Source organism: Candidatus Omnitrophota bacterium, from assembly GCA_040755155.1.
GTDB lineage: Bacteria > Hinthialibacterota > Hinthialibacteria > Hinthialibacterales > Hinthialibacteraceae > JBFMBP01.
In genome coordinates this window covers 94,825-120,740 of sequence record JBFMBP010000143.1, presented here as the reverse complement: position 1 = coordinate 120,740, position 25,916 = coordinate 94,825, and the positions used below count along the sequence as shown (strand labels likewise).

The window sequence follows — 25,916 nt, the reverse complement described above, 5'->3', positions numbered from 1 at the left end:
CGGCGAAGCAACGCATTCCCAACGGCGGTCTGTGATATAATCATTCTATTGAGGCTCTTGCAAAATTAATAAAATCCGCTTTTAAATTCTCCCCCCAAGCTTGGGGGGAGTTAGAGGGGGGTTGATTTTAATGGACTTACGTTAACCCCCTCTCCTGAACCTCCCCCAAGCTTGGGGGAGGAATTATGGAGTTTTGCAAGAGGCTCTATTATTTTAAATATACCCATAGAAACGAAGACTATATTGATGGAGGGCGAAACGCTATGCGGCGAAATTTTTGGCCATTATTTTTTATCCTCTTCCTCATCGGCGCGGCGTCTTTAACCGGCATGACTGCGGAAACGCCGAAGCCTTACGCCAAAATCATGTACGCCACAGGAACGGTGCAGGCGTTCCGGCGCGCGATGACTGAAGGACATGACGCCGCGCGAGGCGACGATCTTTTCGCAGGCGACCGCCTGACCACGGGCGCCGATTCCAAGGCCGTCTTGATTACGGTGCAGCGAAAGATGATCAACCTGCCCGCCAACAGCGAATTGACCGTGGGACAAGAACAAGGCCAAACTATCCAAGGACTCGGCTTGGGAATGTTCGCCAGCGGCAAGGGACGCAGCGATATTGGAGCGCAAGCGACGACGAGAAATTCCGACCGCGCGCCGCTTCTGCTTTATCCTCGCAATACACTGATTCGGGAAAAGAAGATCGTCTTGAAATTCGCGCCGTTGGAAGCGGGAGAACGCTACGCCTTGGAAGTTGTAGGCGTTACGCCGACATTCGTTTATAAATCGGACTCCGCCAACTTGGAATTGCCCCTCGATAAGGATCATGCGGGTAACGAACCGATTCCAGGACAAGCCTACTATATTTTCATCCGAAAGATCAACGCCAACAACGCGTTTATAAGCGAGGAAAAAGATATGCGCGTGGGAATCATCGATCCCCAGCAAACAGCAGCCGTCGAAGGGGTGGAGAAAGAGATTCGAATCCTCATGGAAGCGGAAAAAAGCAATCCCGCCTATCTGACGCTGCTGGCGGAAACTTATGAAGCCAACTTTCTTTATCACGACGCTATCCAACTCTACGAAAAAATCTTCAATGAAATCGCGCAGGGCGACGCTTATAGCCTAGCCCGTTTGCAACATCTCTACGCCCTCACCAAAAATTCCCCGGCGTTGAGAGCATTGGAAACGAAGCGTTCCAAGAACTAATCCTCATCCCTTAACCGCCCGCCAGGAGAGGCGGCTATATGAAACGAATCTTCGTCGTTTTTTCCCTGATTCTAGGAATCGTCCACAACGCCGCTTTCGGCGATTCTTATTTATTGAAAACGGCGAAAGCGCTCGATCTCCAAAGCAACCGCCTTGATGCGATGAAAATTCCCGTCGAAAAAGCCGCCCAACGCCTGGCGTATGGTGGAATGCTTTGGGCCGCCGGGCAAGAGTCGCTCGTCAGCGAACTATGCGGGCGCGCGGGAGGCTTGATGCTCGTCAAACGGCTGGGCGAAGCGGCGCCGGATAAGAACGACGTCGTCCTCATCGGTCAAACCCCCACCCTTCAAGTCAGCCCGAACCTCTATGATTCCGGCGCGTTTATCGTCGTTTTTGGCGAGAACGCTGGAGAACGCGATTCGGCTTTCTTCGCCAACTATGCGAAGGAGTGCGGCATCTCGCCCTCGCTGGCTAATATCATCCCCGCCTGGATTTTCACCGGCGAATTGATCGCCGCCCTCACCCGGTTGGGGAAAATGCCGATTGTCTATGAAACCATCGGACTCTACGGCGGCTATCCCCGCATCGACCGTTTTCTCAAAAAAGGGATTCTGTGGCATGAACCGAATCCAGTTGCGCCCGTCGCCGCCGGAACGATAGGCAGAACCTACGCCGATACGGTTATCGGCTTTCTAAAACAGATAGAGAAGGAAGAACGGAGTAAAATCGATCAGGCGAGCAAATGGGCGCGGCAGGCCAAGGCGGACGGCAAACGGCTTTTTATGTACAGCATGGCCCATTTTCCTCCCTTCGAAGTTCGGGAGACGGAAATCGGGAAAGTTTTCGAACCTTGCGATTATAATTCCGGCTTCACCTTCGATCCGCCGCAGGAAGAATACGCGGCAGGCGACGCCGTTATCCACATCGGCTATCAACACCCGCCGGAGCCGCTGCTGAAAAAAGCCCGCTCCGCCGGAGCGCGCGTTGTCTACGCCGATATTCTGTCCGCTCGCGATTATCGGGACGATCCCGGCGTCATCTGGATCGATCCGCAATGGCCGTGGGCGGACGGCTGCGTCCGAGTGGAAGGATACGACATCCCCATCCTGCCAGCCTCCGCCATCGTCAACACTGCACTGGCGTGGGAAATATACTATAAAACCCTGGAGCCATAAGCCCCCGTTCCATACTCTTCCTTAATGAAAATCAATCATCCATTTTTTATATCGAAAGAGAGAAAGATGAAAAAAAGTTTCGCCAGCGACAATAATTCCGGCGTCCATCCCGATATTTTCGAAGCGATCGCCGCCGCTAATAATGGCCATGTTATTGCCTACGGAGACGATCCCTTTACGGAAAGAGCCATTTGCAAAGTCAAAGAGCATTTTGGAAGCGATTGCGAAGCCTATTTCGTCTTTGGGGGTACGGCCGCCAATGTTCTCGGACTCAAGCAGATCACGCGTTCCTACCATTCCATCCTCTGTTCGGATGCGTCGCACGTCAATAATGACGAATGCGGAGCGCCGGAACGCTTTACCGGCTGCAAACAGATTACAGTTCCTTCCCCTAACGGCAAGATATCCATAGAAGATGCAGCCAAACATATCCACGGCATCGGCTTCGAGCATCATTCTCAGCCTAAAGTCATATCCATCGCTCAAGCCACGGAATACGGAACCGTCTACTCATTGCCGGAAATCGAAGCCATCGCCGCCTTCGCCCACGAGCGCGGACTGCTGCTGCATGTTGACGGCGCCCGCTTATGCAATGCGGCGGCTTATCTTGGCGTCAATCTGCGCCGTCTCACGGCTGAGGCGGGAGTGGACGTTCTCTCTTTCGGCGGCGCGAAAAACGGTTTGATGTACGGCGAGTGCATTATTTTCTTTGACCGAAAACTCGCCGAAAATTTCAAATATATCCGTAAACAGGGTATGCAGTTGGCGTCGAAGATGCGCTTTATTTCCGCCCAATTCGAAGCCTATCTTTCCAACGATTTATGGCGCAAAAACGCTGAACAGGCTAACGCTATGGCTCTGATGTTGGCGAACGAGATCGAAAAAATCCCCGAAATAAAAATCACGCAAAAAGTGGAATCCAACGCCGTCTTCGCCATCGTCCCCGCTGAAATCATCCCTAAGATTCAAGAAAAATTTTTCTTCTACGTCTGGAACGAAGAAACCTCTGAAGTCCGTTGGATGACTTCGTTCGATACTATTCCGGAAGATATCTGCGATTTCGTCCGGCATATACGAAAATGCCTTGGGAAGGAATAAACAACGATGAAGCCGAAACTTCATATTTTTATTGGATTACTCATATGAATACCTTCGCAAAAAACGCGCCGTTATTTATTCTTTTTTTCAATATCTCTGGGGTGGATTTTTAATCTTTTTTCGTTTTTTTACTGGAAATCAATATAAATAGAGCGATAAGCAGGCATGTTCCTAATACAGCCAGATTCTGTTTAATGCCCGAACTAATGGCTAACGATAGAAGGGGTAGATTCAACATAACGTTAATCCTCGTTTGTCTCTGCTTGATTTGGGATTTATTTGATTTTTTAATCATTAAACATTATAATATTATAATGTTATAACATAGTAAAATTGTAATTAATTTCGAAAAATAGATCAAGCCCAAAAAATAAAAATGCAAATAAATGAATGATTGCCTTCATTTCAAAAGATCAATCGTTGATACCGTTAATTATTTTGTTCGTTCATATGAATTCATCGCGGAGCAGGAAAGTAAAAAAACTACATCTTTGGCGTCCTTTTTCGATCTCAAGAAATCCAAAAAGAAAACATGATGAAAGATACGCTTTTGCTAATCCTGTTTAAAAAACAAAGTAGCGAATCCCCGCCCCGAAAAGAATAGGGCGATTCCATGAATGCCGATCGCCGGGGAATTCTATGGATGTTTCGAAATGGATTATTTGTTATTTAGGCCGAGAGTCTTCCAGCGTCTAAACATCGAATACCTACTTTTACTTTTCGTTCTTCGATGCTTTACACTATCTCAATCCAAAAAACAACCTAAAATAAGACACTTTTGTTGAGAGAAAAACCTATCGCGATTCGTTCCGCGGAAGAGGTGGAAAAGAAATTTTTTAAACTAATGAGGTTCTTGCAAAAATGGTATAATTTTCTTTTCAATTCTCCCCCCAAGCTTGGGGGGAGTTAGAGGGGGGTTGATTTTGTTAGACTTATCTCAACCCCCTCCTAACCTCCCCCAAGCTTGGGGGAGGAATAATATAGTTTTGCAAGAGGCTCTAATAATCAAATATTAAAGGGAATTGATCGGATTGTTTGTTCTCCGTTTGAGTATGAATGATCTTAAGGCGCATGGTTACGAAGAAAATCATTTGAGAAAACTCGACGGGCAACTATTCCGTATCCTCCTCAAGTTAGGTAAACTCTACATAATAAATACCTGAACGCATTTAACGGCGGATACTATTGACGAAGAGCAAACCAACCCTTGTTGAATACCTGGACAAAATGTCGGCCGGAATTGCTTCTCAGAAAGGAATTGTGGAATCTACATGAGCCATCCAATCATCATTCAAGGGGGAATGGGGGCCGGCGTCTCCAACTGGATTCTCGCAAAAGCCGTCTCGAAAACAGGTCAATTAGGGGTTGTCTCCGGGACCGCATTGGATTCGATCTTGGCCCGGCGGCTGCAACTGGGCGATCCTGGCGGCCACATTCGCCGGGCGTTGGAACATTTTCCCATCCAGGATATCGCCAAACGCATTTACGATAATTATTTCATCCCCTGCGGAAAGAAGCTAAAAGAAGCGTTCAAACTCATCCCTATGCACTCGCTTACTCCCAGCCGAGCGCTGCAAGAATTGACGACGGCCGCCAATTTCGTCGAAGTGTTTCTGGCGAAAGAAGGGCATAACGGCCTTGTGGGAATCAACTACCTCGAAAAAATTCAACTGCCCAACCTCGCTTCCATATATGGAGCGATGCTGGCGGGCGTGGATTACGTGCTAATGGGCGCGGGCATCCCGCGCGAAATTCCGGGGGTATTGGATAAATTCACCCATCACGACGAAGCATCTCTTCGGATCAACGTATTGGGCGCGGACCCTCAAGACGATTTTCGCATACGGTTCGATCCGGCGAAAATCATCGGGAAGATTTCGCAAGCGCTTAAACGTCCCAATTTCCTGGCTATCATCTCCTCCGTCACGCTGGCCATCTCCTTGAAAAAGAAATCGACGGGCGAAGTCAATGGTTTCGTCATCGAAGGACCAACGGCGGGAGGGCATAACGCCCCGCCGCGAGGTTCCATGCAACTCAATGACGATGGAGAGCCGATTTACGGCGAAAAAGACGAAGTCGATCTCGAAAAAATTAACGAAATCGGACTACCCTATTGGCTTGCAGGATCCTATGGCGATCCTCTGCGCATCGAACAAGCATTAGAGCAAGGCGCGGCGGGAGTTCAAATCGGCAGCCCCTTCGCCTTTTGCGAAGAATCGGGTCTTTCCAGGGATATCAAGCAGCGGATACTTACGTTGATTCTTGCGAACCAAGCGAAAGTGTATACCGATCCCAAGGCGTCGCCTACCAATTTTCCTTTTAAAGTGCTGAATCTCGAAGGCACGCTATCCGATAAGGATGACTACGAAGAAAGAGTCCGCATTTGCGATCTGGGTTATTTGCGCACGCCCTACAAAGACGAAGATAACCGCGTGAAATACCGTTGTCCCTCCGAACCGAAGGAAGATTATGCGCGCAAAGGAGGAGAGGCGAGCGATACGGAGGGACGCAAGTGTCTTTGCAATTCCCTGCTGTCGAATATCGGTTTATGCCAGACGCAGCGTTCGGGCTATGTGGAAAAACCGCTCATCACCTCCGGCAAGGATCTCTCGCTGGTGGCTCGTTTTCTGAAAAATGGCAATTTATCCTATTCCGCCGCCGACGTCGTGCGGGAACTCTGTCCCCAAATGGAATTAGCCGCCGCCTTAGCCTGAACCAAGCGCCGACCTTTATACTTTAATGCGACCTTCGAGAACTAAATTATCGTAAGGCTTTTCTTACTTTATCCATCTGAAAAACTTCGGATCGGCGAATTCGGAAGCGAGCGGCTTATACGTTACTCTAATTTTTGATTGAAACGCCGCCAAAATAATTTTGAACAGATGCTATTAAAGGATAAAATGAATATATACCGTTGACGCGATGTTCTTTAGCTATGGGAAAGTAAGGATCACGACAAATTCCATCAGGCCATCGATCGCAAGGACTTCTTCATGAACGCGTTTCATAAATGGTGGATGAATTTTTTGTGGTTCCAATACGTTTTTTTGTTCATCCAATCGTCGGCTCATTCCCAAAATCTTCCCGCCGCGGCATGGCGATCAATCGAACCTCCTATCGAAAAACTAGACCAACCCTGGAAAATGCAATCTTATATTGAAGACGCTGCCCTTCATTACAAACTCATTTTCCATTTCGATTTCGACCGCTTGGGGAATGTTTGGTTCGCCACGGAAGAAGGTCTCTATCAATATGACGGATACGTATGGCGGCGTTATACGGAATCGGAAGGTTTGCCGACTCGATTCGTCCGATGCGTACTGTCCGCCAGCGATGGAAGATTATGGGTAGGAACGGATCGAGGCGCAGGCGTATACGACGGCGCAACCTTTCAATCTTTCGATTCTCAAACGGGACTAGCCAAAACCAGCGTACGCCGGATCGTTGAAGACAAGGATGGCGCCCTATGGTTCTGTTGCGACCGTTGGCCCCAAGAAAATGCGGCGGGAGGCCTCTTTTCCTATCGAAACGGCGAATGGAAAATCTACGGGGAAAAAGACGGCTTGCCCAGCGATTATATCGTCGATTATTTTCGCGATTCGCAAAACCGTCAGTTCGTATTGACTTCCAAAGGCTTGGCCCAATGGATGAACGGACGCTGGATCAATCCATTGGAAATGGAAAACCTGCCCGGCGCCAACGATTTTTTCTGGTGCATTGCGGAATCGCCTCAATGGGGCGTTCTCGCTACAACCGCCAAGGCGCATTATCTATTAAAAAACGGCCAATGGATCCGCTTCGACAATTTGTTCCCCAAACCGAACAAAATCTGTTCCACGCGCGATGGTCTGCTTATTTCATGTCAGGATACGGAAACGAACCTCCGCGCCTTTCTACAATGGAACGGTTGGAATTTTACGGCGTTTTCGGGAAATATCCTGAATCCCATCGGGAATATCGAATTCTGCCGAGAAGCTCCGGACGGTTCGTTATGGGCCGTAGGATACGCTTGCATCATGCGTTGGATGCGAGAGGGGAGCGAGTGGCGGGAATACGAAAACCTTCCGCCCCCGCGCTGCGTAGATCGACAAGGCCGCGTGTGGTTCGCCGGAGAAGAGGGAATCGTCCGTTATGACGGGGGCCGCCAATGGAAAACCTGTTCCGCCGTTTTCGATAACATCGCCCTCGGAAGGGACAATGACGTCTGGGGTTGGAAAGAGAAAGTCATCGCCCGTTTCGCCGGTGATGAGATCGTCGATTATGGATTGGACGAAACGGGATTGGCCCAGCCCCAAGGATTCAATAAAGATTCACAGGGGAAAATCTGGTTTAACGGCCTTGATAAGAATGGAAATCAAGCTCTTTCCGTTTTCGATGGGAAAAATTGGAATCCGCTAATCCTGCCGGAATTGCAGTCGGGCCGCATCGTTCAAAGCGCTTCCGATCCCATTCAAGGCATGTGGTATCTGCTGGAGAAAGAAAAAAAGTTCGAACTATATTACATCAATCAAGAGATGGCGCAAAAACAACGGCTCGACGATTTAGTGGCGAACGCCGGCCGCATCACCTTTTTTGTCAATCGAAAAAGAGAATTGTGGTTTTATGGCGAAACCGGCGTTTATTCTTATGTCGGACCGGAAGGAAAAAAAGAATGGATGCCGATAGTTGGGATTCCAGGCAAAAACGTCTTCTCGATGTTCGAAGACAATCGCCGGGACGACGTTTGGTTCGGCTATTACAGCCCTTATGCTGACTATGGCGTTATAACGCGCTTGAACAAGCTCACTCAAAAATGGGACTATTACGCAGTCGATGCTCGGCGATTCGGCAAAATCAACGAGGAGGGAACGATTCTATTCGGCGGCTATCGCCGCCTCTTCATCGCATCGGAAAAGACCAACCATATTCCTATCCAACTCACGATTCCGAACGCCGCCGAAGTCCATGACGCTTTTATAGACCAACGGGGCGATATTTGGATTCAAACGGAACAATCGACGCTGCGTTACCATCCCGACGAAATCAAGCCGAAAACCGTTATTGTCAACGTTCCCGATGAAATCTTGGAAGGAGAAGCCATCGATGTCAAACTATATGGCATCGAACGCTACTCTCCCCATTTATCCGACAGAAATTTTCATTTCTCCTGGCGAATCGACGAGGGGGAATGGAGTCTATATCAAGAGGCTCAAAACAGAACTATCTCCATAAGCGGCTTTCGTTCTGGACGGCGGACTATCTACATTCGCGCTCGAGACGAAGGCTTGGATATAGAAGATTCGCCGGTCCAGCATTCTTTCTACGTTAGGCCCAACAGCCTCTTTGGATACGCCTCGATTCAAGCGTTCTTCGTTATCGGTTTCAGCCTCATTTCGTTCCTCGCCGTCTACTCTCTTTGGGCTAGGCGAAAAATCGCGCAATACGCCGCGAGATTGCAAGAAAATCTTGAAGTTCGGACTTCGGAACTGAAACATAGCGAAGAACGATTTCGTAATTTGGTGGATCAAGCGGCCGAATTCATCATCGTCAATGACGAAGATGGAAGGATTATCGACGCCAACCGTTACGCCTGCGAGTCCTTGGGATACGCCCGCGAAGAGTTATTGTCTCTCACCCTCAATGATTTGGAAATCAGCGTTCCTTTTCAAATCAAAAGCGCCGTCATGCGGGAACTGACGCCCGACGCTCCCGTAACCGTTCCAGGGATTTTTCAACGTAAGGACGGAAGCCGATTTCCCATAGAAGCTCGCGTCGGCCTTTTCGAATCGGGAAGCGATCGATTTTACCTCGCTCTCGTCCGCGACATTACGGAACGAAAGCGCGCGGAAAATGAATTGGCGCGGCGGGAATTGCTTTACCGCACCCTCGTCGATAATGCGCCTTTGTGCATCTATCTTCTGGATCGCGAACTCCGTACTATTTCCGCCAATAAAAGTTATTGCGAAATCTACGGTTTTCGCCTGGAAGAGATTGTGGGAAAGACCAGCCTGGAATTGTTTCCCTCCCCTTACGGCGAGCAATTTCATAACAGCGATAAACAGGTTCTTAATTCGGGCCAACCATTGGAAATCGTCAAGCGCCATTCCGTTCTCGGCGATCGATGGGTGGAAATGTTCAAAACGCCGGTTAGAGACGCCGAAGGGAAAATCACAGGCGTTTTAGGAATATTCAGCGATATAACAGAGAGGAGAAAAAGCGAAGAAAAACTGAGATTCCAAGCCGCCATCCTAGAAAACATGAACGAATGGGTTGTCGTAGCCGATCCCCAAGGACGAATCGCCTACCTCAGTCCTTCCGTCGAAAACGATCTTGAATTCACTCCTGGCGATTTAATCGGAAAAAGCGTTTCGGAAATATTCGGACCGTACCTCATAGGCGCTACTCCCCAAGAAATTATGGAAGCGACGAGAAAAGGCCAATGGAAAGGCGAGATTATTTTTCGTATGGAAGATGAAGACGACGTCTTCATCTCCTTGCAAACCAGCGTTATTCATAATGAAAAAGGAGAAATCGTCAACTTAATCGGCGTAGCCCGCAACATCACGGAGTTGAAAAAGCTGGAAGAACAATTGCGGCAATCTCTCAAAATGGAAGCGGTTGGCCAATTGGCCGGAGGCGTGGCCCATGATTTCAACAATCTCTTGACCGGGATCATCGGCAATATCTGTCTGGCGCAAATGAAATTTCCAGAACGGATCGATAAGCATCTCGTCGACGCTAAAATGGCGGCGGATCGAGCCGCCTCGCTGGTGAAACAACTCCTCGCCTTCAGCCGTAAAAGCGATATCGCCTTGCAGCCAATCCATTTGAACGAAGTCGTCCGAGAAATATGCCGCCTTATCGGCGAAACGTTCGACCGGCGCATTCAAATCGTTATGCGGCTAGAAGAAAATCTTCCGACGATTCTTGCAGACTACGGCCAAATCCAATCGGCGGCGATGAACCTTTGCGTCAACGCCCGCGACGCCATTCAGGACGCCATACACAACCAGGAGACGCTCCCGAGGATGGATAACCATTACGAAATCGTCCTGGAAACCAGCGCGGCGATCGTTGATCGAGACTACTGTCAAACCCATCCTTTCGCACGGCTCGGCCGATATATCGTCCTTGGCGTATACGATAATGGAATCGGGATGGACGAAACAACGCAACAACGAGCCTTCGATCCCTTTTTTACCACAAAGGAAGTCGGCAAGGGAACCGGCCTTGGCTTAGCGAGCGCTTACGGAATCGTAAAACAACATAACGGGTGGATCGAATTGGAAAGCCAACCCGGCGAGGGGACGCGTTTTAAAATTTATCTTCCTGTTCAGGAAGACGTCAATCTAACCAAAGATATTGAAGAGGAGCCGCCCGCCCCCGCTGGATTCGAAACCATTCTGCTCGTCGACGACGAAGAAATGATTCGAAATATCGCCAAGGAATCCCTCGAAAATCTTGGTTATACAGTTTTGTTGGCGGCGGACGGCAAGGAGGGATTGAACCTTTTTTTAAGAAACAAAAACCGCATTCATCTGACGATCCTCGATCTTTCCATGCCGGAAATGTCGGGACGCGAAGTTTTAGCGGCGATTAAAAACGATGCGCCGGACGCGAAGGTGATTATCAGCAGCGGTTATTCCGAAGCCGGCCAGGCGGAAGATCTGCTCCGTTTCGGCGCCGCGGAAATCGTCTCTAAACCCTACCGCCTTAGCGATTTCTCCCTCAAAATAAGGCAAGTTTTAGACGAAACCCTTTGAGATGAAATGCCATTCCATCATTCTCTCTTCTGAAACACTTCGAAAAACATAGGGCGGGTCGAGCGAAGCAAGCCCCACCAATAATTTCTTAAACGCCTTAGTACTCTATGACATTTGAAATTGTCCCCTCGCCCTCCGGGAGAGGATTAGGGTGAGGGGGCTTATTCAACAATGCAACGTTCAAAATCAAATGTCTTTGAATATTAGTTTCTGCCTGATATAGCCCGCCTACATCGGGCGGGATTCTCCTGCGCAAATCATCGGCGTGAGTTGAATTTCGCGGCTTGGATATGCTATGCTTCCTTCCATCGAGCGGAATTCTTCATAAGAAACCTCCTCTCTTCAAATAAGAATGGGATGATTTGTTGTTTTGATATGCGATTGAATCGAATGGCTTTTCTCGATATTAGCGTTACGCGAATGACGCCCAGAACGCTTTTCCATGTCGGCGCCGAGCCGGCCATTATTATTATTCTATCCGGGATCCAGCGGAAACGCTGGGAGAAAATCTATGTCCGTTATCACTCTCTTTAGCGCCTCGCATTGCCACGGAGAAGAAATCGCGAAACGAACCGCCGGACTTATGGGATACGATTTCATCGGTTCGGAAATCCTGGAGGAGGCTTCCAGGCTTTTCGATTCGCCTTTGGAAAAATTATCCCGCGCTATGCACGATCCCCCGCCGCTTCTCAACAACGTCACCCGCGAAAAAGAACAGAACATCGCCTATATTCGATCGGCATTCGCCGAGCGTTTGAAGAAAGACAACTTCGTCTATCACGGATTCGCAGGCCATCTCCTTCCCAAAACCCTCAATCATATCCTGCGCATTTGCATCGTGGCGGATCGCGAATACCGCATCCGGCAAGCGATGGAAGCGGATAAATTGACGGAAAAGCAGGCGGCGCAAAAGATCGAAAAAGACGACGAACGGCAATGCCAGTGGACGCAATTTCTCTTCGATATCGGTCCTTGGGATCAAAAGCTCTACGATATAAAGATTCCCATTCACTCGATGTCCATCGAAGAAGCCGTTCAACTCATCGAAGAAAACGCTCAAAAAGATACTTTAAAAACGACGCCCGCTTCTAGGCAAGCCGTCGAGGATTTCGCCATCGCCGCCCGCGTCCAAATCGCCTTGTTGAAAAAAGGCTACGAGATGGAGGTCTATTGCGATTACGGCGCCGTTTCCATTCTCATCAATAAATTCACCTGGCGATTGGAACGCTTGAAAAAGAAATTGGAAGGGATCGCCGCCGCTGTCTCCGGCGTCCAAAAAGCCGAGGCGAGAGTAGGGCCGCATTTCCATCGTTCGCGCATCTCCTCGCTCGATTTCGAGGTTCCTTCCCAAGTTTTGCTCGTCGACGACGAAAAGGAATTCGTCTTGACCTTGTCGGAACGGCTGCGCATGAGAAACATTCCTTCGCAGGTCGTCTATAACGGAGAAGAAGCGCTATCTCTGGTCAAGAACGACGAGCCTGACGTGGTGGTGCTGGATTTGATGATGCCGGGCATTCATGGTGTGGACGTTCTCCGCCAATTGAAAAAAGATCATCCCAACATTGAAGTCATCATCCTGACGGGACATGGTTCGGCCAAGGACGAGGAACTGACGCGAGAGTTGGGCGCCTTCGCTTATCTCCAAAAGCCAGTGGATATCGACAAATTGGCTCAAACCATGAAGCAGGCTTACGAAAAAATCCAAAAGCGGCTGGAAAACGAATACCAGCGTGGAAATGAATCCGCGAATCCCTAAATGAATTTTCTCAAAAAGATTTATTACAAAGCGGCTCCTTGTTGGTGGGGAGAAGGCGCGAACGGCGAGAACGAGCTGATCCGTTATCGCCGATTATGGAAAAATTCCGTGTTTTTGCTATCTACCTTCTGCCTGCTGCCGCTCATCGTTATGACAGCCGTCAACTACTCGCAATACCGCCGCGCATTGCGTCACGAAACAATTCAGCCGTTATCCCAGCAAACGGCCATCATGAAGCGGGGCTTGGAATTTCTCTTGGAGGAACGGCGCTTCGCTCTCAATTTCCTCGTTCAGGAAAAAACGATATCCGAATTGACCGATCCCCAAAAGTTGGCGGCCACCTTGCAGAATCTCAAGCGCTCCTTCGGCGGATTCATCGATTTGGGAGTCATCGACTCTAAAGGCAGGCAAATCTCCTACGAAGGCCCCTATGAGTTATTGGACAGGAATTACGCCGATCAGGATTGGTTTCACGAAGTGAATCTGCGCGGCGCTTACGTCAGCGACATGTTTACGGGCTACCGCAATTTCCCCCATTTCGTCATCGCCGTCAAATCGGAAGAAATCCAGCATAATTTCTTCGTCTTGCGGGCCACGATCGATATGGAAATGTTGAATCAACGCATTCACTCATTGTCCTTGAAGCCGTCCAGCGACGCTTTTCTCATCAACCAAAAAGGCTTTATGCAGACTCCATCCGTCAATCACGGCAACGTAATGCAAAAGTGCGCCATTCCCGTTCCGCCCTATTCCGACTCCAGCGAAGTCGTCGAACAAGCTGGCGAGAACGGCCATCCTTATTTTTTGGCCTATTCCTATATCCAGCAATCGCCATTCATCTTCATGGTCGTTACGGATTCATCCGAATTGAACAAGAGTTGGTTCGCCCTGCGGCGCGAACTGTTCTTGTTCTTGATCCTGAGCGTAATCGTCATACTGATCTTGATCGTCGCTACGGCGACGTATCTCGTCTCCCGCGTACGGGAAGCCGACCAGAAACGCGCCGCTCTTTTCCATGAGATGGAATACACCAACAAAATGGCCTCCATCGGACGCCTGGCGTCGGGCGTCGCCCACGAAATCAACAATCCTCTGGCTATCATCAACGAGAAAGCGGGTTTGATGAAAGACCTGCTGACGCTGTCCGGCATCTTTCCCCATAAAGAACGCCTCGAGGCTTTCGCCGAATCCATCCTTCATTCCGTGGAGCGCTGCCGGACTATCACCCATCGCCTCTTAGGGTTCGCCAAACACATGGACTTAAGCCTGGAAACGGTAAATCTCGCCAACCTTATCGCGGAAGTTCTCGGTTTTTTGGAAAAGGAAGCCAGTTACCGCAATTTGCGCATCTCCATCCGCGAGTTGAACGAGATTCCTTTGATCCAAAGCGACCGCAGCCAATTGCAGCAAGTCTTCCTTAATATCGTCAATAATGCCTTCGCCGCCGTGGAAGAAGGAGGCCGCATCGATATCGAACTGAAAAAGGAAAACGATTCGTTTGTTTCCATCGACATAGCCGACAACGGCTGCGGCATCCCCGAAGAATACATTCAGCATATCTTCGAGCCATTCTTCACAACGAAAAAAAGTTACGGAACCGGCCTCGGCCTCTCCATCACATATGGCATCGTGCAAAAACTGGGCGGCCGCATCGGCGTGCAAAGCAAGGCGGGCGAGGGGACGACGTTCACCGTAACCCTGCCGATCGATAAATCTATTAGCGGATGAGAAATTATGGAACATTTCAGCGTTTTACTCGTCGATGACGAAGCGGAGTTGGTCTATACGCTGGCGGAACGCCTAGTGATCCGAGGCTGCGACGCCGCCGCCGCGACGAGTTCCGGGGACGCCTTGAAAATCCTGGCGGAAAAGAAATTCGATGTCGTCGTTCTCGACGTGAAAATGCCGGGAATGAGCGGAATCGAATTGATGCGGGCGATAAAAAAAACCAATCCTCAAATCAAGATCATTCTGCAAACGGGACGCGGTTCCATCGAAGAGAGCAAAGAGGGAATTCGGGAAGGCGCCTTCGACTATTTGGTGAAGCCGGTTCAAATCGACGACTTGATAAAAAAAATGAAGCAGGCCTTGGGAAAACCATCATGAACGAAATGAGGGAGGATAAAGGACTCGCTTTTTTCGGCCGCGTAACCGCCAGCGTATCGCACGAAATGAACAACGTGCTCGCCATCGTCAACGAATTGGCCGGACTTGTAAACGATCTTCTTTACGGTCTCAAACAAGGAGACGATAACGGGCTGGAACGATTAGGCCAAGCCGCCGAGGGCATTCAAAAACAAATCCGCCGAGGCGAGGAAATCGTTAAAAGAATGAACCGCTTCGCCCACAGCGTAGACGATCCGATTTCCGAATTCGATTTGCACGTCGTCATCGCCGATATGGCAGCCATGGCTCAACGCCGCGCCGCGCTCAAAGGCGTCCGCTTTGAAACGATGCTTTGCCAGGAACCGATCATGATAACTGGCGTCCGCTTCGAGATTCAACGGTTGGCGTTTGCCGGGTTCGAGCTGGCCAGCTCCGCATTGGCTGGCGGAGGAACCGTTTCGATAGCCAGTCGCCGCCTAGAGAATCTAGCGGAAATCAGCATAACCGCAGCCGCCTGGAAAGAAAACGGAGACGTCCTTAAAATGAAGAGCGAATTGTCAGCAGATATGCGACGTTTGAATGGAACTTTATTTTGGGAACTGGGTACGGCCATCAATTTCCCGTTGGTTCTTTCTTTTCCCATTGCCCTGTCGGTAGAAAAGCGAGGACAATAGGAAACGTACGCCGGATTCCGGCCTAATCCCTACGAGGTGTTTACGATGACGCTCGCGAAAGTTTTGTTGGTGGATGACGAAGAGGATTTTACGAATGTCCTATCCCAGCGCCTAATCGCCCGAGGTTTGTCGGTGGAATGCGCCGCCAATGGACGAACGGCGCTGCAAAAAGCGCGGGAAATGGATTTCGATATCGCGATCCTGGACTATTGGATGCCGGAAATGGACGGCCTAGCAACGTTGAAAAAATTGCGCGAGGAATGTCCCCATTTGCACGTCATCATGCTCACGGGCCACGGCGACGTGAAAAGCGGCGTCGAAGCCATGAAGCAAGGCGCGAAAGATTATTTGGAAAAACCGGCCGATCTGCAAGAGCTTTTAGCGAAAATCAGCGAGGCGAAATCGCAAAAAGAACTCTTGTTCGAACAGGCGATCGAAGAAAAAATCAATAAAATCATGGGCGTAAAAGGCTGGTAATCCCATTGGCGCCGCGAAAGGATTAGACCCATGGAAAGCAAACGAGTCAAGGATTTCATGATCCCTTTAGATAAATATCCCCACGTCCCCTGCTGGTTCTCATTGCTCCAAGTCATGGACGTAATGGCCAAATCCAAAATCGAATTTCTCGGACATACTTCTCTGCCCCGCGTGGTTCTGGTATTCGATTTGGACGGGCAACTGCATGGCATGGTGCGCCGCCGCGATATTCTTCGGGGACTCGAACCGCAATTTTTGACGCAGAAGTCGTTTACCTATAGTAAAAAAGTATTCGATATTGAACTCGATTCCAACTTAGCCGAATTCTCTTACGATAAAATTCTTAAAAGCTTCAAAGATCGGGCGGAACGGCCGGTGAGCGACGTGATGCTGCCAGTTGTGGAAACCGTCGATTACGAAGATCATATCTTGACGGTTATCAACAAGATGGTCGTCAATAATTTAAGCCTTCTCCCCGTCCTGAAGGAAAAAACGGTTGTGGGCGTCATCCGCTCCGTGGAAGTGTATAACGAGATCACGCGAATTTTAGTGAGCGAAGCGTTGTAAATCGCCGGAGGAGCGAACGTTTATCCACGCCTTCGGCGCCAAGAAAATGTTATTTTATTCAACCGCCAAATAGCAAATAATCGGGCGGTTTCCATGAAATGGGATGCAACTGATTTTAATATGTTTTGAGAATGGCGATAGGAATTACAAAAAAATTCCGGCTTGAGATTGATTTTATCCAACAGGCGCCGCGCCTCCGGTAAGGTCTAACCAGGGGCGCGGCATTGATGAATATGGGCTCAAATCCATTTTCTTCTGGGGAGAAACGCATTACATGAACGCACCTGCCAAAACGCCAAGCCAACCGAGTCCCTCTATTACATACCTGAGTCAAACGGTTCGTTACGTCGATTGGAAGCGTATCTTTTTTATTTTCCTGGGAGTTTTCTTTTTTTCCATCGTATACTTTTCCGGTCCCTGGACCGACGCCGTAGATCCGAAAGGAGAGCGTTTCGTCCTCACCCGCGAAGGGAAAGGCGCTCTGGCTCTTTTCCTGTTGACGGCGACATGGTGGGTTTTCGAGGTTATCCCCATCGGCGCCACCAGTCTCGCCATTGGAGTGATTCAGGCATTATTTCTGATCCGCGACGCCAAAGACGCCTTTCACGATTTCATGGATCCGTCGGTCATGTTCATCTTCGCCTCTATTGTTATCGGACTCGTTTTTACCAAGTCCGGCCTGACAAAACGGTTGGCTTATAAAATGCTGGTTTTAGTCGGCGAACGCACCAGCATGATTTATCTGGGCTGCTTCCTGTTAACCGCCTCCCTGACTCTGATTATGGCTCATACCGCCGTGGCGGCCACCGTTTACCCCCTCCTAATGGCGATCTACGCCTTATACGAAGAGAGCGATAAGCCCACCAAATTCGGCAAAGGGCTTTTCATTGGCATGGCCTTCACCGCGGGAGCAGGCAGCGTGGTTACATTGCTCGGCGCTGCGCGCGGCGCCGTAGCTATCAGTTTCTTTAAGGATTTTACCCAGCGGGAAATCACTTTCTTCGAACTTACGTATTACATGCTGCCTTTAGGGTGGTCGATGGTGCTGTTGATCTGGCTTTTCTTCATGATTTTCTTCAAACCGGAAAAGAAAACCATCCCCGGCCTGCGCGAAAGGGCGAAATCGCTGCATTCCCGATTGGGACCTGTTTCCAACCGGGAAATCCTGACGTTCGTCATTGTCATCGGGGCTGTGAGCGTGATGAGTATGCGCTCTTTTTTCGCTTTTCTGCAACCGTTAGACAAAACCGCCATTATCCTCACATCCACAGTTTTATTTTTCCTCTTTAAAATATTAACCGTCGAAGATCTAGAGCAAATCCCTTGGAACATCATTCTGCTCTTCGGCGGCGCCATGAGCATCGGCTATTGCCTTTGGAACACGGGCGCTGCCAAATGGCTCGCCGTCAACTGGTTGGCGATGTTCAACAAAGCCAACTGGTTCGTCTTCGTCATGGGGATCGCTTTATTCGTTTTGATTATGACCAACTTCATCATGAACGTCGCCGCCATCGCCATATCTTTGCCGGTGGCTTTAGCGATAGCCCCCTATCTTGGCGTCGCACCCGATGTTATACTGTTTGCATCATTAGCTGCGGCGGGAATGCCGTTTATGCTTCTAGTAGGCGCCGCGCCCAACGCCATCGCGTACGAAAGTAAGCAATTCTCCTCCGGCGAGTTCTTCCTTGCAGGCATTCCCGCCAGCCTAATGCTAATGATCTTGTTGGCGGCGTTTGTATTGTTCATCTGGCCGCTAATGGGAATGTCCGTCCTCCTGCATCCTTAGCCATCCATTAACTTATTTTCCTGAAACGGCGAACGATTGATTGACTTTGCTCGCAGATTATACTATATATGTTATTAATGAGGGCGGGAATGCCTTTTGCTACTTGTAGACGCTAATCGCCCAACGCTTTCGCCTACTTAAGTAAGCACTCCTCCTCCGGCAAATTCATCCTTGTTAGGCATTCCCGCCATCTTAAAGCTTATGTTTTACGAGCAGCGTTCGGATTGTTCGTCTGGCCGCTAATGGGAATGTCGGTTCTTCTGCATCAATAACCATCCTCAAAACAATTTTCTTCTGATTCGCACGTGAGGCCTTTTAAAAGGCCGCTTTTGTTTATGTTCATTTTTCGAGAACAATGTTATACTCTTACTATCGATTCATTTTGCGATTTGAGAAAAGGATAGACGGGTATGGAAATTACCGATTTGTTTCGCATCACGGCGGAGGAAGGGGCGTCGGATTTGCTCTTAACGGCGGGAGTTCCTCCGATCATTCGCGTTCATGGAGAACTGCGGCATACGGATTATCCCTCTCTTTCTCCCGATGAAGTGAAGCGGTTGGTTTTTACGCTTTTAAACGAAAAACAGCGGTTGGATTTCGAAGAGGATAAAGAATTGGATTTTTCGCTGGGCGTAGGAACCGAACACCGCTTCCGCGTCAATGTTTATTATCAGAAAGGAAGCGTGGGCGCCGCTTTTCGTCCCATTCCCCGTGAAATTCCCAAACTGAAAAGCCTGGGATTGCCGCCAGTAGTCTACGACCTCGCCTTGCTGCCTCAAGGCCTGATCCTGGTTACGGGACCGACGGGGCATGGAAAATCGACGACGCTCGCCTCTATGATCGACTTGATCAATTCGAACAAGCGTTGCCATATCGTATCCATCGAAGATCCAATCGAATACGTCCACCAACATAAAAACAGCGTCATCGATCAACGCGAGCTGGGCGGCGATACCCATTCTTTCACGTCCGCCTTGAAATACGTCCTGCGCCAAGATCCCGACGTCATCCTCGTCGGCGAAATGCGCGACTGGGAGACCATCGGCGCGGCTCTCACGGCGGCGGAAACCGGGCACATGGTTTTGGCTACGCTGCACACCAACGACGCCGTCCAAACCATCGACCGCATTATTGACGTTTTCCCCGAACGCCAACAACAACAGGTGCGGGTGCAATTATCTTTGACGCTGCTGGCCGTTATCTCGCAGCGCCTTCTCCCCAAAGCCTCCGGCAACGGACGGGTATTGGCTGTGGAAATACTTCGCAACAACCATGCCTGCTCGGCCCTTGTTCGCGAACAAAAAACGCATCAACTTTACAGCGTCATCGAAACGGGAGCGAAGGATGGCATGATGACGATGGACGCTTCGCTGATTCGCCTTTACCAGCGGGGAATCATCGCCCGCGAAGAAGCGGCGCAGCACATGCGCAATCCCCAGGCGCTGATCGAAGCGATCGGCAAGGCGGCGGAAAAAGAGAAAAACGGCGCGGAAAGAGGACGAGTAATCAGCGTAATATAATCAGTCGAGAGTGTATAATACCATTCTGCGTTAGGATTGTTGCTTATAAATTCCTTCGCCCTTTGGGAGAGGGCGAGGGTGAGGGGAAAATAAGTCTAATACTATCAACCCTCACCTAACCTCTCCCAATCTTGGGAGAGGAATTTTCAAAGCGACGAATTTTTCGGACATGGGTAATAAAAGGAAAAAAACATGAGCGTCAAAAAAATACTCATGCTGGTTGGCGATTTTGTGGAAGATTATGAGGTTATAGTTCCCTATCAGGCCTTGACGATGGTCGGGCATCTCGTTCATGCCGCCTGTCCGAGCAAAAGAAGCGGCGAGACGGTTCGCACCGCCGTGCACGATTTCGAAGGCGATCAAACGTACAGCGAAAAACGCGGCCATAATTTCGCGTTGAACGCAACTTTCAACGAGATCAAGGCAGAAGAGTACGACGCCTTGGTCATCCCCGGCGGACGCGCGCCCGAATACCTTCGCCTCAATCCCGCCGTTCTCGCCGCCGTGCGCCATTTCGCCGACGCCCAAAAGCCCATCGCCGCCATTTGCCACGGAGCGCAACTGCTCGCGGCGGCAGGCGCGTTGCAAGGGAAATCATGCACAGCCTATCCCGCCGTCAAGCCGGAAGCCGTCCTTGCAGGCGGCCTATGGGTAGACGTTCCTATCGACAAAGCGCATGTAGACGGCAATCTCGTTACCGCTCCCGCCTGGCCCGCCCATCCAGATTGGCTGGCGAAATTTCTCCAAGTTCTGGGAACGACAATCGAACCGTGAGAGAACGGCGCCGCAAAAAAGTGTTTATTTCTTTTTGCTTTTTTTGGGAAAACGACTCCCCCGATTCTTTGCGGTCTTTGAAATATATTTATATTTTTTCGTCGCTGGCTCCGATTTGGGAGCGCCGCTATATTTCGATATTTTTAAAGGTTTGCCGGCCACCCAAATTTTTTTAAGCGACTGCAGAATATCCAGCGGGAGATCGTCGGGCAAATCGATGACGCAGAAATCGTCATAGATATCGATCCGTCCGATATTTTTACCTTCCAAACCCAATTCATTGGTAATCGCACCGACGAGATTGCCCGGCTTTACGCCGTCGCGGCGTCCTACTTCGACGCGGTAGCGCGTCATTCCTTTTTCCATGGCGGAGTTGGTTTTGCCGCGTTTGGAGGATGTTCTTTTCCTTGGCAGCGCCTCTTCCGGTTCGGGTTTAGGCGGCTTCGGTTCGTTGGGCAGCAACAGGTCTTTGCCGCCTTGCGCAATTTTTGCCAAAGCAGCAGCGATCTCCAGCGGAGGAGTATTATGCTCTTGGCGGTATTGTTCGACGATTTGATAAAACAATCCGATCTCGTTGACGGCCAGCGTATCGGTGATCCGTTGTTTAAAGTTGGCGATGCGCTTGTTGTTGATAATTTCCGTCGTGGGCAGCGCCATCATCTCGATATTCTGTTTCGTCGATTTTTCGATGGCGTGCAGCATCTGCCTTTCGCGCGGGGCGACGAATAGAATCGCTTCGCCGCTGCGTCCCGCCCGGCCAGTGCGGCCTATGCGGTTGACGTACGATTCGGCGTCGTTGGGGATATCGTAATTGACGACATGGCTGACCCGGTCTACGTCAAGTCCCCGCGCCGCTACGTCCGTGGCGACCAGGATATCGAGCTTTCCCGCTTTAAATCTCTCCACCGTGCGTTCGCGCTGCTTCTGTTGGATATCGCCGTTGAGCGGCGCCGAGGCGAAGCCGCGCGCTTCCAGTTTTTCCGACAGTTCTTCCGTCGCCGTTTTGGTGCGCACGAATACGATCATGCCGTCAAAAGATTCCGCTTCCAAAATCCGCGTCAGGGCGTCGAGTTTATGCAGTCCGCTCACCATCCAATAGCGTTGGCGAATGGTTTCCGCCGTAACCGTCCGCACTTTGATGGTTACTTCTTCGGGATCTCGCAGATAACGTTTGGCGATGCGGCGGATCGTCTCCGGCATGGTGGCGGAAAATAGCGCCACCTGGCGTTGCGGCGGCGTCTGTTCCAACACCCACTCCACATCCTCGATGAATCCCATGCGCAACATCTCGTCCGCTTCGTCGAGCACCAGGCATCTCAGCGCATCGAGGTTAAGCGTGGCGCGGCGCATGTGGTCCATCACCCGACCCGGCGTTCCTACTACGGCGTGGACGCCCCGCTTCAATTGACGCAATTGGCCGCTGAAATCCTGTCCTCCGTAAATGGGCAAGACGTGAAATCCTTTCAAGTGAGCGGCGTAGCGCTGGAAAGCCTCGGCGACTTGAATCGCCAATTCCCGCGTAGGCGTAAGCACCAGCGCTTGCGGTTCCATCCGCTTCAGATCGATGCGCGATAAGATGGGCAGCGCAAAGGCGGCGGTCTTCCCGGTTCCGGTTTGAGCTTGTCCCAGCACGTCTTTCCCTGCCAGAAGAGGCGGGATCGTCGCCGCTTGGATGGGCGAAGGCGTTTCGTACCCCACATCTTTCAGGGCCTTCATCAAAGGTTCGGGCAATGCCAAATCGCTAAAACCCGGCAGCGATGAAATCGTTGCGGACATAAAATCTCCTTGTAAAATCGAATGGTTCTGCGATTATCCTTATGATGAGTTCTAAAGCGGCGGCGGATGGTTCCAGCGATAAGAAAGGCATCAATCGAATAGATCAATAAAAAGTATAACTTATCCTTTTTTATTATCAATCCATGAATTTATTGGCAAAAACTGGAAGAGCTCGCGATTTGGATGTTATGGCGCGGAAACGTTGAGGCCGATTCCTTTTTTCGCCGTGATCCATTCGTAAGAAAAATAGACGAAATTTGTCGTTTCGAAGCCTATAACGCCGCCTGCGTATATGTCGGAGAAGTAATGCGCGTGAAAATAGATCCGCGCCAATGCCGTGGCGGTGGCGATAAGCAGAAAAAAGTATTTCCGGCGCGGATAAAGCAGCGCCAAAAAAGAAGCCAGCGTAAACGCAAACGTGGCATGTCCCGAAGGGAACGACAAACTGTTATCCGACTGCCAACCGATAAGAAACGGCAGGTAGGTTGCCACTCCATCGGTAACGCTAGGGCGAAGTTTACCGACGGTTGCTTGGAGAACCGTATAGATCGAAACGGAAATCAGCGCGGAAACGGCGAGCACGACGATTTTTTTGCGATTTTCCCGATCATACTCCCAAATAAAATAGCAAATCAAAATCCCCGCCCAAGCGCAGCCGAATTCATTGAAGAAACGCCAGTGGCGCAGTTTGACGATTTCATGATAAAGAATAAACGATTGCTGATTCATCCATTGCAAGGCGGATTGAAAACCGCGATACATGGGGGTATCGAAATAGAGAAGGATGGAAATCATCAGGCCATGAAATGCCCATAAAGCCAACTTTTTATAATTGAAATACGCTTTGAACAATCCCATCAGCCTTCCTTCTCCGTCAAGGATTCAATTCCACTTGCATCGGCCATCCTTTGAAATCGAAGCAGCGCCAGACGCGGTCGCAGCGGATGATTTTCCCATAGCGTACCACGGTGGCTTCTCCGGCGGATTCGACGCGGGCGAAAGCTTTATCCACTTGCCAGGGCAGGATCAACGATTCCGCGCGTTTGTCGCGCATGGCGAAGACGCCGTTCCAGCCGATTTTTTGCCGGGATCCGCCCCAAACGTCGTATTGATTGGAAAGCGGAACGCTGGAAGCGCAAAGAGTCCAGGGATGATCTTCAAGATAAAAAGAGAGTTCGCTGGAAGTCTGATAGCGGTCGCCGAAATAGAAATAGGGAACGTCTTGAGGCAAACCGTCGGCGGCCTTCTTCGCTAAAGCAGCAAAATCTTTCCAGCCTTTCAAGCGGGCGGCGGGATCCCATTTTTGCGATTGCGGCAAGTTAAGAAAATGAAAGACATCGGAGAAGAGCAGGCCAAAGCAAAGAATCGCTCCAAGCGCCGCGCCTGCTGGCAATAACTTTCTTCCCCACCCTTCCCGCCATTTTTCCGCACAAACCTGCGCCCCGGCGAGGATAGCGGGAGGATAAACGACCGCCAGCCAATTGGCATTGATCGGCCGCTCGAAAGAGAGCAGAAAATAAAAAAGAAAGACGGGCGCGCAAGAAGACAGAATCAACGCCGATCCATCATAGGTCTCATCCCTGAAGAAGTGCAATAGTTTGCTTCCATGAATCCATACGCCCATTATCAACAAAACGAAGAGAATGGGGGAAATGACGCCCGCCTGCGTTCCCATCATTTCGAGAAAATTGATCAGGTTTTTCGGCCACTGGGTCGCTGCGCCGATATGCCCTAAAGCCATCGTATGGCGATAAGTAACCCATTGATGCTGTTCGTTCCAAATCAAGGCTGTAAGAAGAAATGTCATTCCGCATGCGATGGCGAGATAGGGTTTCAGCCGCTTCATCCATAGACAGTTTTCAAAAGAAGATAAAAGATAAAAGAATATGGTAGGAAGAAAGAGCAGCATGGTATACTTAGCGGCGATGCCGAAACCTAGCGCCAACGCCAATCCCGCCCAACCCCAACGCTCGCCCCTCACCGCTTTATGCAAGGCTAGCGTTCCGCCCATCCAGGCGGCGCACAAAGGGGGATCGATGGTCGCGATCATGCTGCCAACTAACATAAGGGGAATCGTGTTGTAAAACACGGCCATAAAAAAAACGCCGAGATCGTCCTTGGGGAAAAGCCGGTCGTAGAGTCTCAGAGAAAAATAAAGCGTCAACGCGGATAGTATCACTGTCGGTAATCGGACGCCGAACGCCGTATCGCCGCCGATTAGCGTTCCCAAGCGAATCAGAAAAGCCACTAACGGCCCCTTGCTGTAATAACTCCAATCCAGCCGCCGCGACCATTGCCAGTAATAGGCTTCATCCGGCGACAACTCGATGAAACCCGCCGTCACATACAACAGCCGCGCGGCGAGACCCGCCCAGAAAAGAATCCAAAAGCCGCGGCGCAGCTTGCTCATGTTTGTTATTTCTAAAAGCATTGGGTTTATTCGATCTCTTCCTTCTCGAATTGGATGCGCCGCCGGATCATCCAGCGCACGGCGAAACAGTCGGCGGTGGAAACGAAGAGGCGGTTCCATACGCCGTATTTCGCCTGGCCGAATTGGCGATGATGATGGCGGACGGGAATCTGAATCGTCCTATAGCCTTCGATGTGGAATAATGTCGGCAAGAAGCGGTGCATCCCCTTGTACATTTTGATCGAGTTCAGGCAGGAACGCTTGAAAGCTTTCAGCGTGCAGGCGATATCGGGAATATTCTCTTGCGTAAGATAATTGCGCACGCCGTTGGCGATCTTGGTGGAAAGAACGCGAATGATGTTGTCCTTGCGGTCTTTGCGCCAACCGAAGGCCATATCGTATTCCGGCAAATAGGCCAGTAGTTGAGGGATGTCCTGCGGATCATTCTGCAAGTCGGCGTCTAAAGTTACGATATACTCCCCCCGCGCCGATTGAAATCCCGCCAAAAGCGCCGAGGAAAGGCCTGAGTTCTTTTTCAAGCGAATGACGCGCATACGCGCATCTTGCGTTTTCAGTCCGGTTAAAACCGCTTCCGTACCATCGGCGCTGCCGTCGTTGACGAAAAGAAGCTCGTAATCGCGTCCCAAAGCGTCCATCACCTCATGCAGCGAGCGCCAAAGGATAAGAACGTTTTCCTCTTCGTTGTAACAGGGAACGACGATGGAGATTTCGGGGGATTGAGTATTATTCGAATTGGTCATAAGCAACGATCTATTTGATTTGAGATAATATCGATATCAAGCAGTAGTCGGTTATTATCTATCATATTCCCCCCGTCTTTTTTTCC

The 25,916-nt window shown here is 50.1% G+C and carries 18 protein-coding genes; 14 read left to right on the top strand and 4 right to left on the bottom strand.

What is annotated here, in order from left to right; translation table 11 throughout:
• Positions 1-263 precede the first annotated feature (263 nt).
• The 14 genes from AB1656_21975 (at position 264) to AB1656_21910 (ending at position 20,883) form a co-directional block, all read left to right on the top strand.
• Positions 264-1,208 (top strand): hypothetical protein, encoded by a 945-nt coding sequence (locus AB1656_21975; protein MEW6238067.1) that lies wholly within the window; start codon positions 264-266, stop codon positions 1,206-1,208.
• Between the two features lie 38 nt (positions 1,209-1,246).
• Positions 1,247-2,383, top strand: coding sequence for a hypothetical protein (locus tag AB1656_21970; protein ID MEW6238066.1), 1,137 nt, complete (start codon positions 1,247-1,249; stop codon positions 2,381-2,383).
• A gap of 66 nt (positions 2,384-2,449) precedes the next feature.
• Positions 2,450-3,481 carry a low specificity L-threonine aldolase gene (locus tag AB1656_21965; protein MEW6238065.1) on the top strand — a complete coding sequence of 344 codons (1,032 nt, stop codon included), beginning with the start codon at positions 2,450-2,452 and terminating at the stop codon, positions 3,479-3,481.
• A gap of 1,271 nt (positions 3,482-4,752) precedes the next feature.
• Positions 4,753-6,195: a nitronate monooxygenase gene (locus tag AB1656_21960; protein MEW6238064.1), complete on the top strand. Its 1,443-nt coding sequence runs from the start codon at positions 4,753-4,755 to the stop codon at positions 6,193-6,195.
• Positions 6,196-6,474: 279 nt separating this feature from the next.
• Entirely contained in the window at positions 6,475-11,223 is a 4,749-nt protein-coding gene (locus AB1656_21955) for a PAS domain S-box protein (protein MEW6238063.1), read from the top strand.
• Positions 11,224-11,734: 511 nt separating this feature from the next.
• Positions 11,735-12,979: a cytidylate kinase family protein gene (locus tag AB1656_21950; GenBank protein ID MEW6238062.1), complete on the top strand. Its 1,245-nt coding sequence runs from the start codon at positions 11,735-11,737 to the stop codon at positions 12,977-12,979.
• Positions 12,980-14,707, top strand: a complete 1,728-nt coding sequence (locus tag AB1656_21945) for an ATP-binding protein (GenBank protein ID MEW6238061.1) — start codon at positions 12,980-12,982, stop codon at positions 14,705-14,707.
• Positions 14,708-14,713: 6 nt separating this feature from the next.
• Positions 14,714-15,085 (top strand): response regulator, encoded by a 372-nt coding sequence (locus AB1656_21940; GenBank protein MEW6238060.1) that lies wholly within the window; start codon positions 14,714-14,716, stop codon positions 15,083-15,085.
• Positions 15,082-15,759, top strand: coding sequence for a hypothetical protein (locus AB1656_21935; GenBank protein ID MEW6238059.1), 678 nt, complete (start codon positions 15,082-15,084; stop codon positions 15,757-15,759). The genes AB1656_21940 and AB1656_21935 overlap by 4 nt, the downstream gene beginning before the upstream one ends.
• 45 nt (positions 15,760-15,804) lie before the next feature.
• The gene (locus AB1656_21930; protein ID MEW6238058.1) at positions 15,805-16,236 is read left to right on the top strand and encodes a response regulator; all 432 of its coding nucleotides are present in this window, start codon (positions 15,805-15,807) and stop codon (positions 16,234-16,236) included.
• 30 nt (positions 16,237-16,266) lie between these two features.
• On the top strand, positions 16,267-16,803 hold the full coding sequence (locus AB1656_21925) for a CBS domain-containing protein (protein MEW6238057.1): 537 nt from the start codon (positions 16,267-16,269) through the stop codon (positions 16,801-16,803).
• A gap of 274 nt (positions 16,804-17,077) precedes the next feature.
• A complete protein-coding gene (locus AB1656_21920) occupies positions 17,078-18,589 on the top strand; it encodes an SLC13 family permease (protein ID MEW6238056.1) in 1,512 nt (503 codons plus the stop codon).
• Positions 18,590-18,999: 410 nt separating this feature from the next.
• Entirely contained in the window at positions 19,000-20,109 is a 1,110-nt protein-coding gene (locus AB1656_21915; GenBank protein MEW6238055.1) for a type IV pilus twitching motility protein PilT, read from the top strand.
• Between the two features lie 192 nt (positions 20,110-20,301).
• Positions 20,302-20,883, top strand: coding sequence for a DJ-1/PfpI family protein (locus AB1656_21910; protein ID MEW6238054.1), 582 nt, complete (start codon positions 20,302-20,304; stop codon positions 20,881-20,883).
• Positions 20,884-20,907: 24 nt separating this feature from the next.
• Here the strand turns inward: AB1656_21910 and AB1656_21905 are convergent, their stop codons facing one another.
• The 4 genes from AB1656_21905 to AB1656_21890 form a co-directional block, all read right to left on the bottom strand.
• Positions 20,908-22,659: a DEAD/DEAH box helicase gene (locus AB1656_21905; GenBank protein MEW6238053.1), complete on the bottom strand. Its 1,752-nt coding sequence runs from the start codon at positions 22,657-22,659 to the stop codon at positions 20,908-20,910.
• Positions 22,660-22,845: 186 nt separating this feature from the next.
• Positions 22,846-23,517: a phosphatase PAP2 family protein gene (locus AB1656_21900; GenBank protein ID MEW6238052.1), complete on the bottom strand. Its 672-nt coding sequence runs from the start codon at positions 23,515-23,517 to the stop codon at positions 22,846-22,848.
• Between the two features lie 16 nt (positions 23,518-23,533).
• Positions 23,534-25,069, bottom strand: coding sequence for a glycosyltransferase family 39 protein (locus AB1656_21895; protein MEW6238051.1), 1,536 nt, complete (start codon positions 25,067-25,069; stop codon positions 23,534-23,536).
• Between the two features lie 26 nt (positions 25,070-25,095).
• Positions 25,096-25,830: a glycosyltransferase family 2 protein gene (locus AB1656_21890; GenBank protein ID MEW6238050.1), complete on the bottom strand. Its 735-nt coding sequence runs from the start codon at positions 25,828-25,830 to the stop codon at positions 25,096-25,098.
• Positions 25,831-25,916 lie beyond the last annotated feature (86 nt).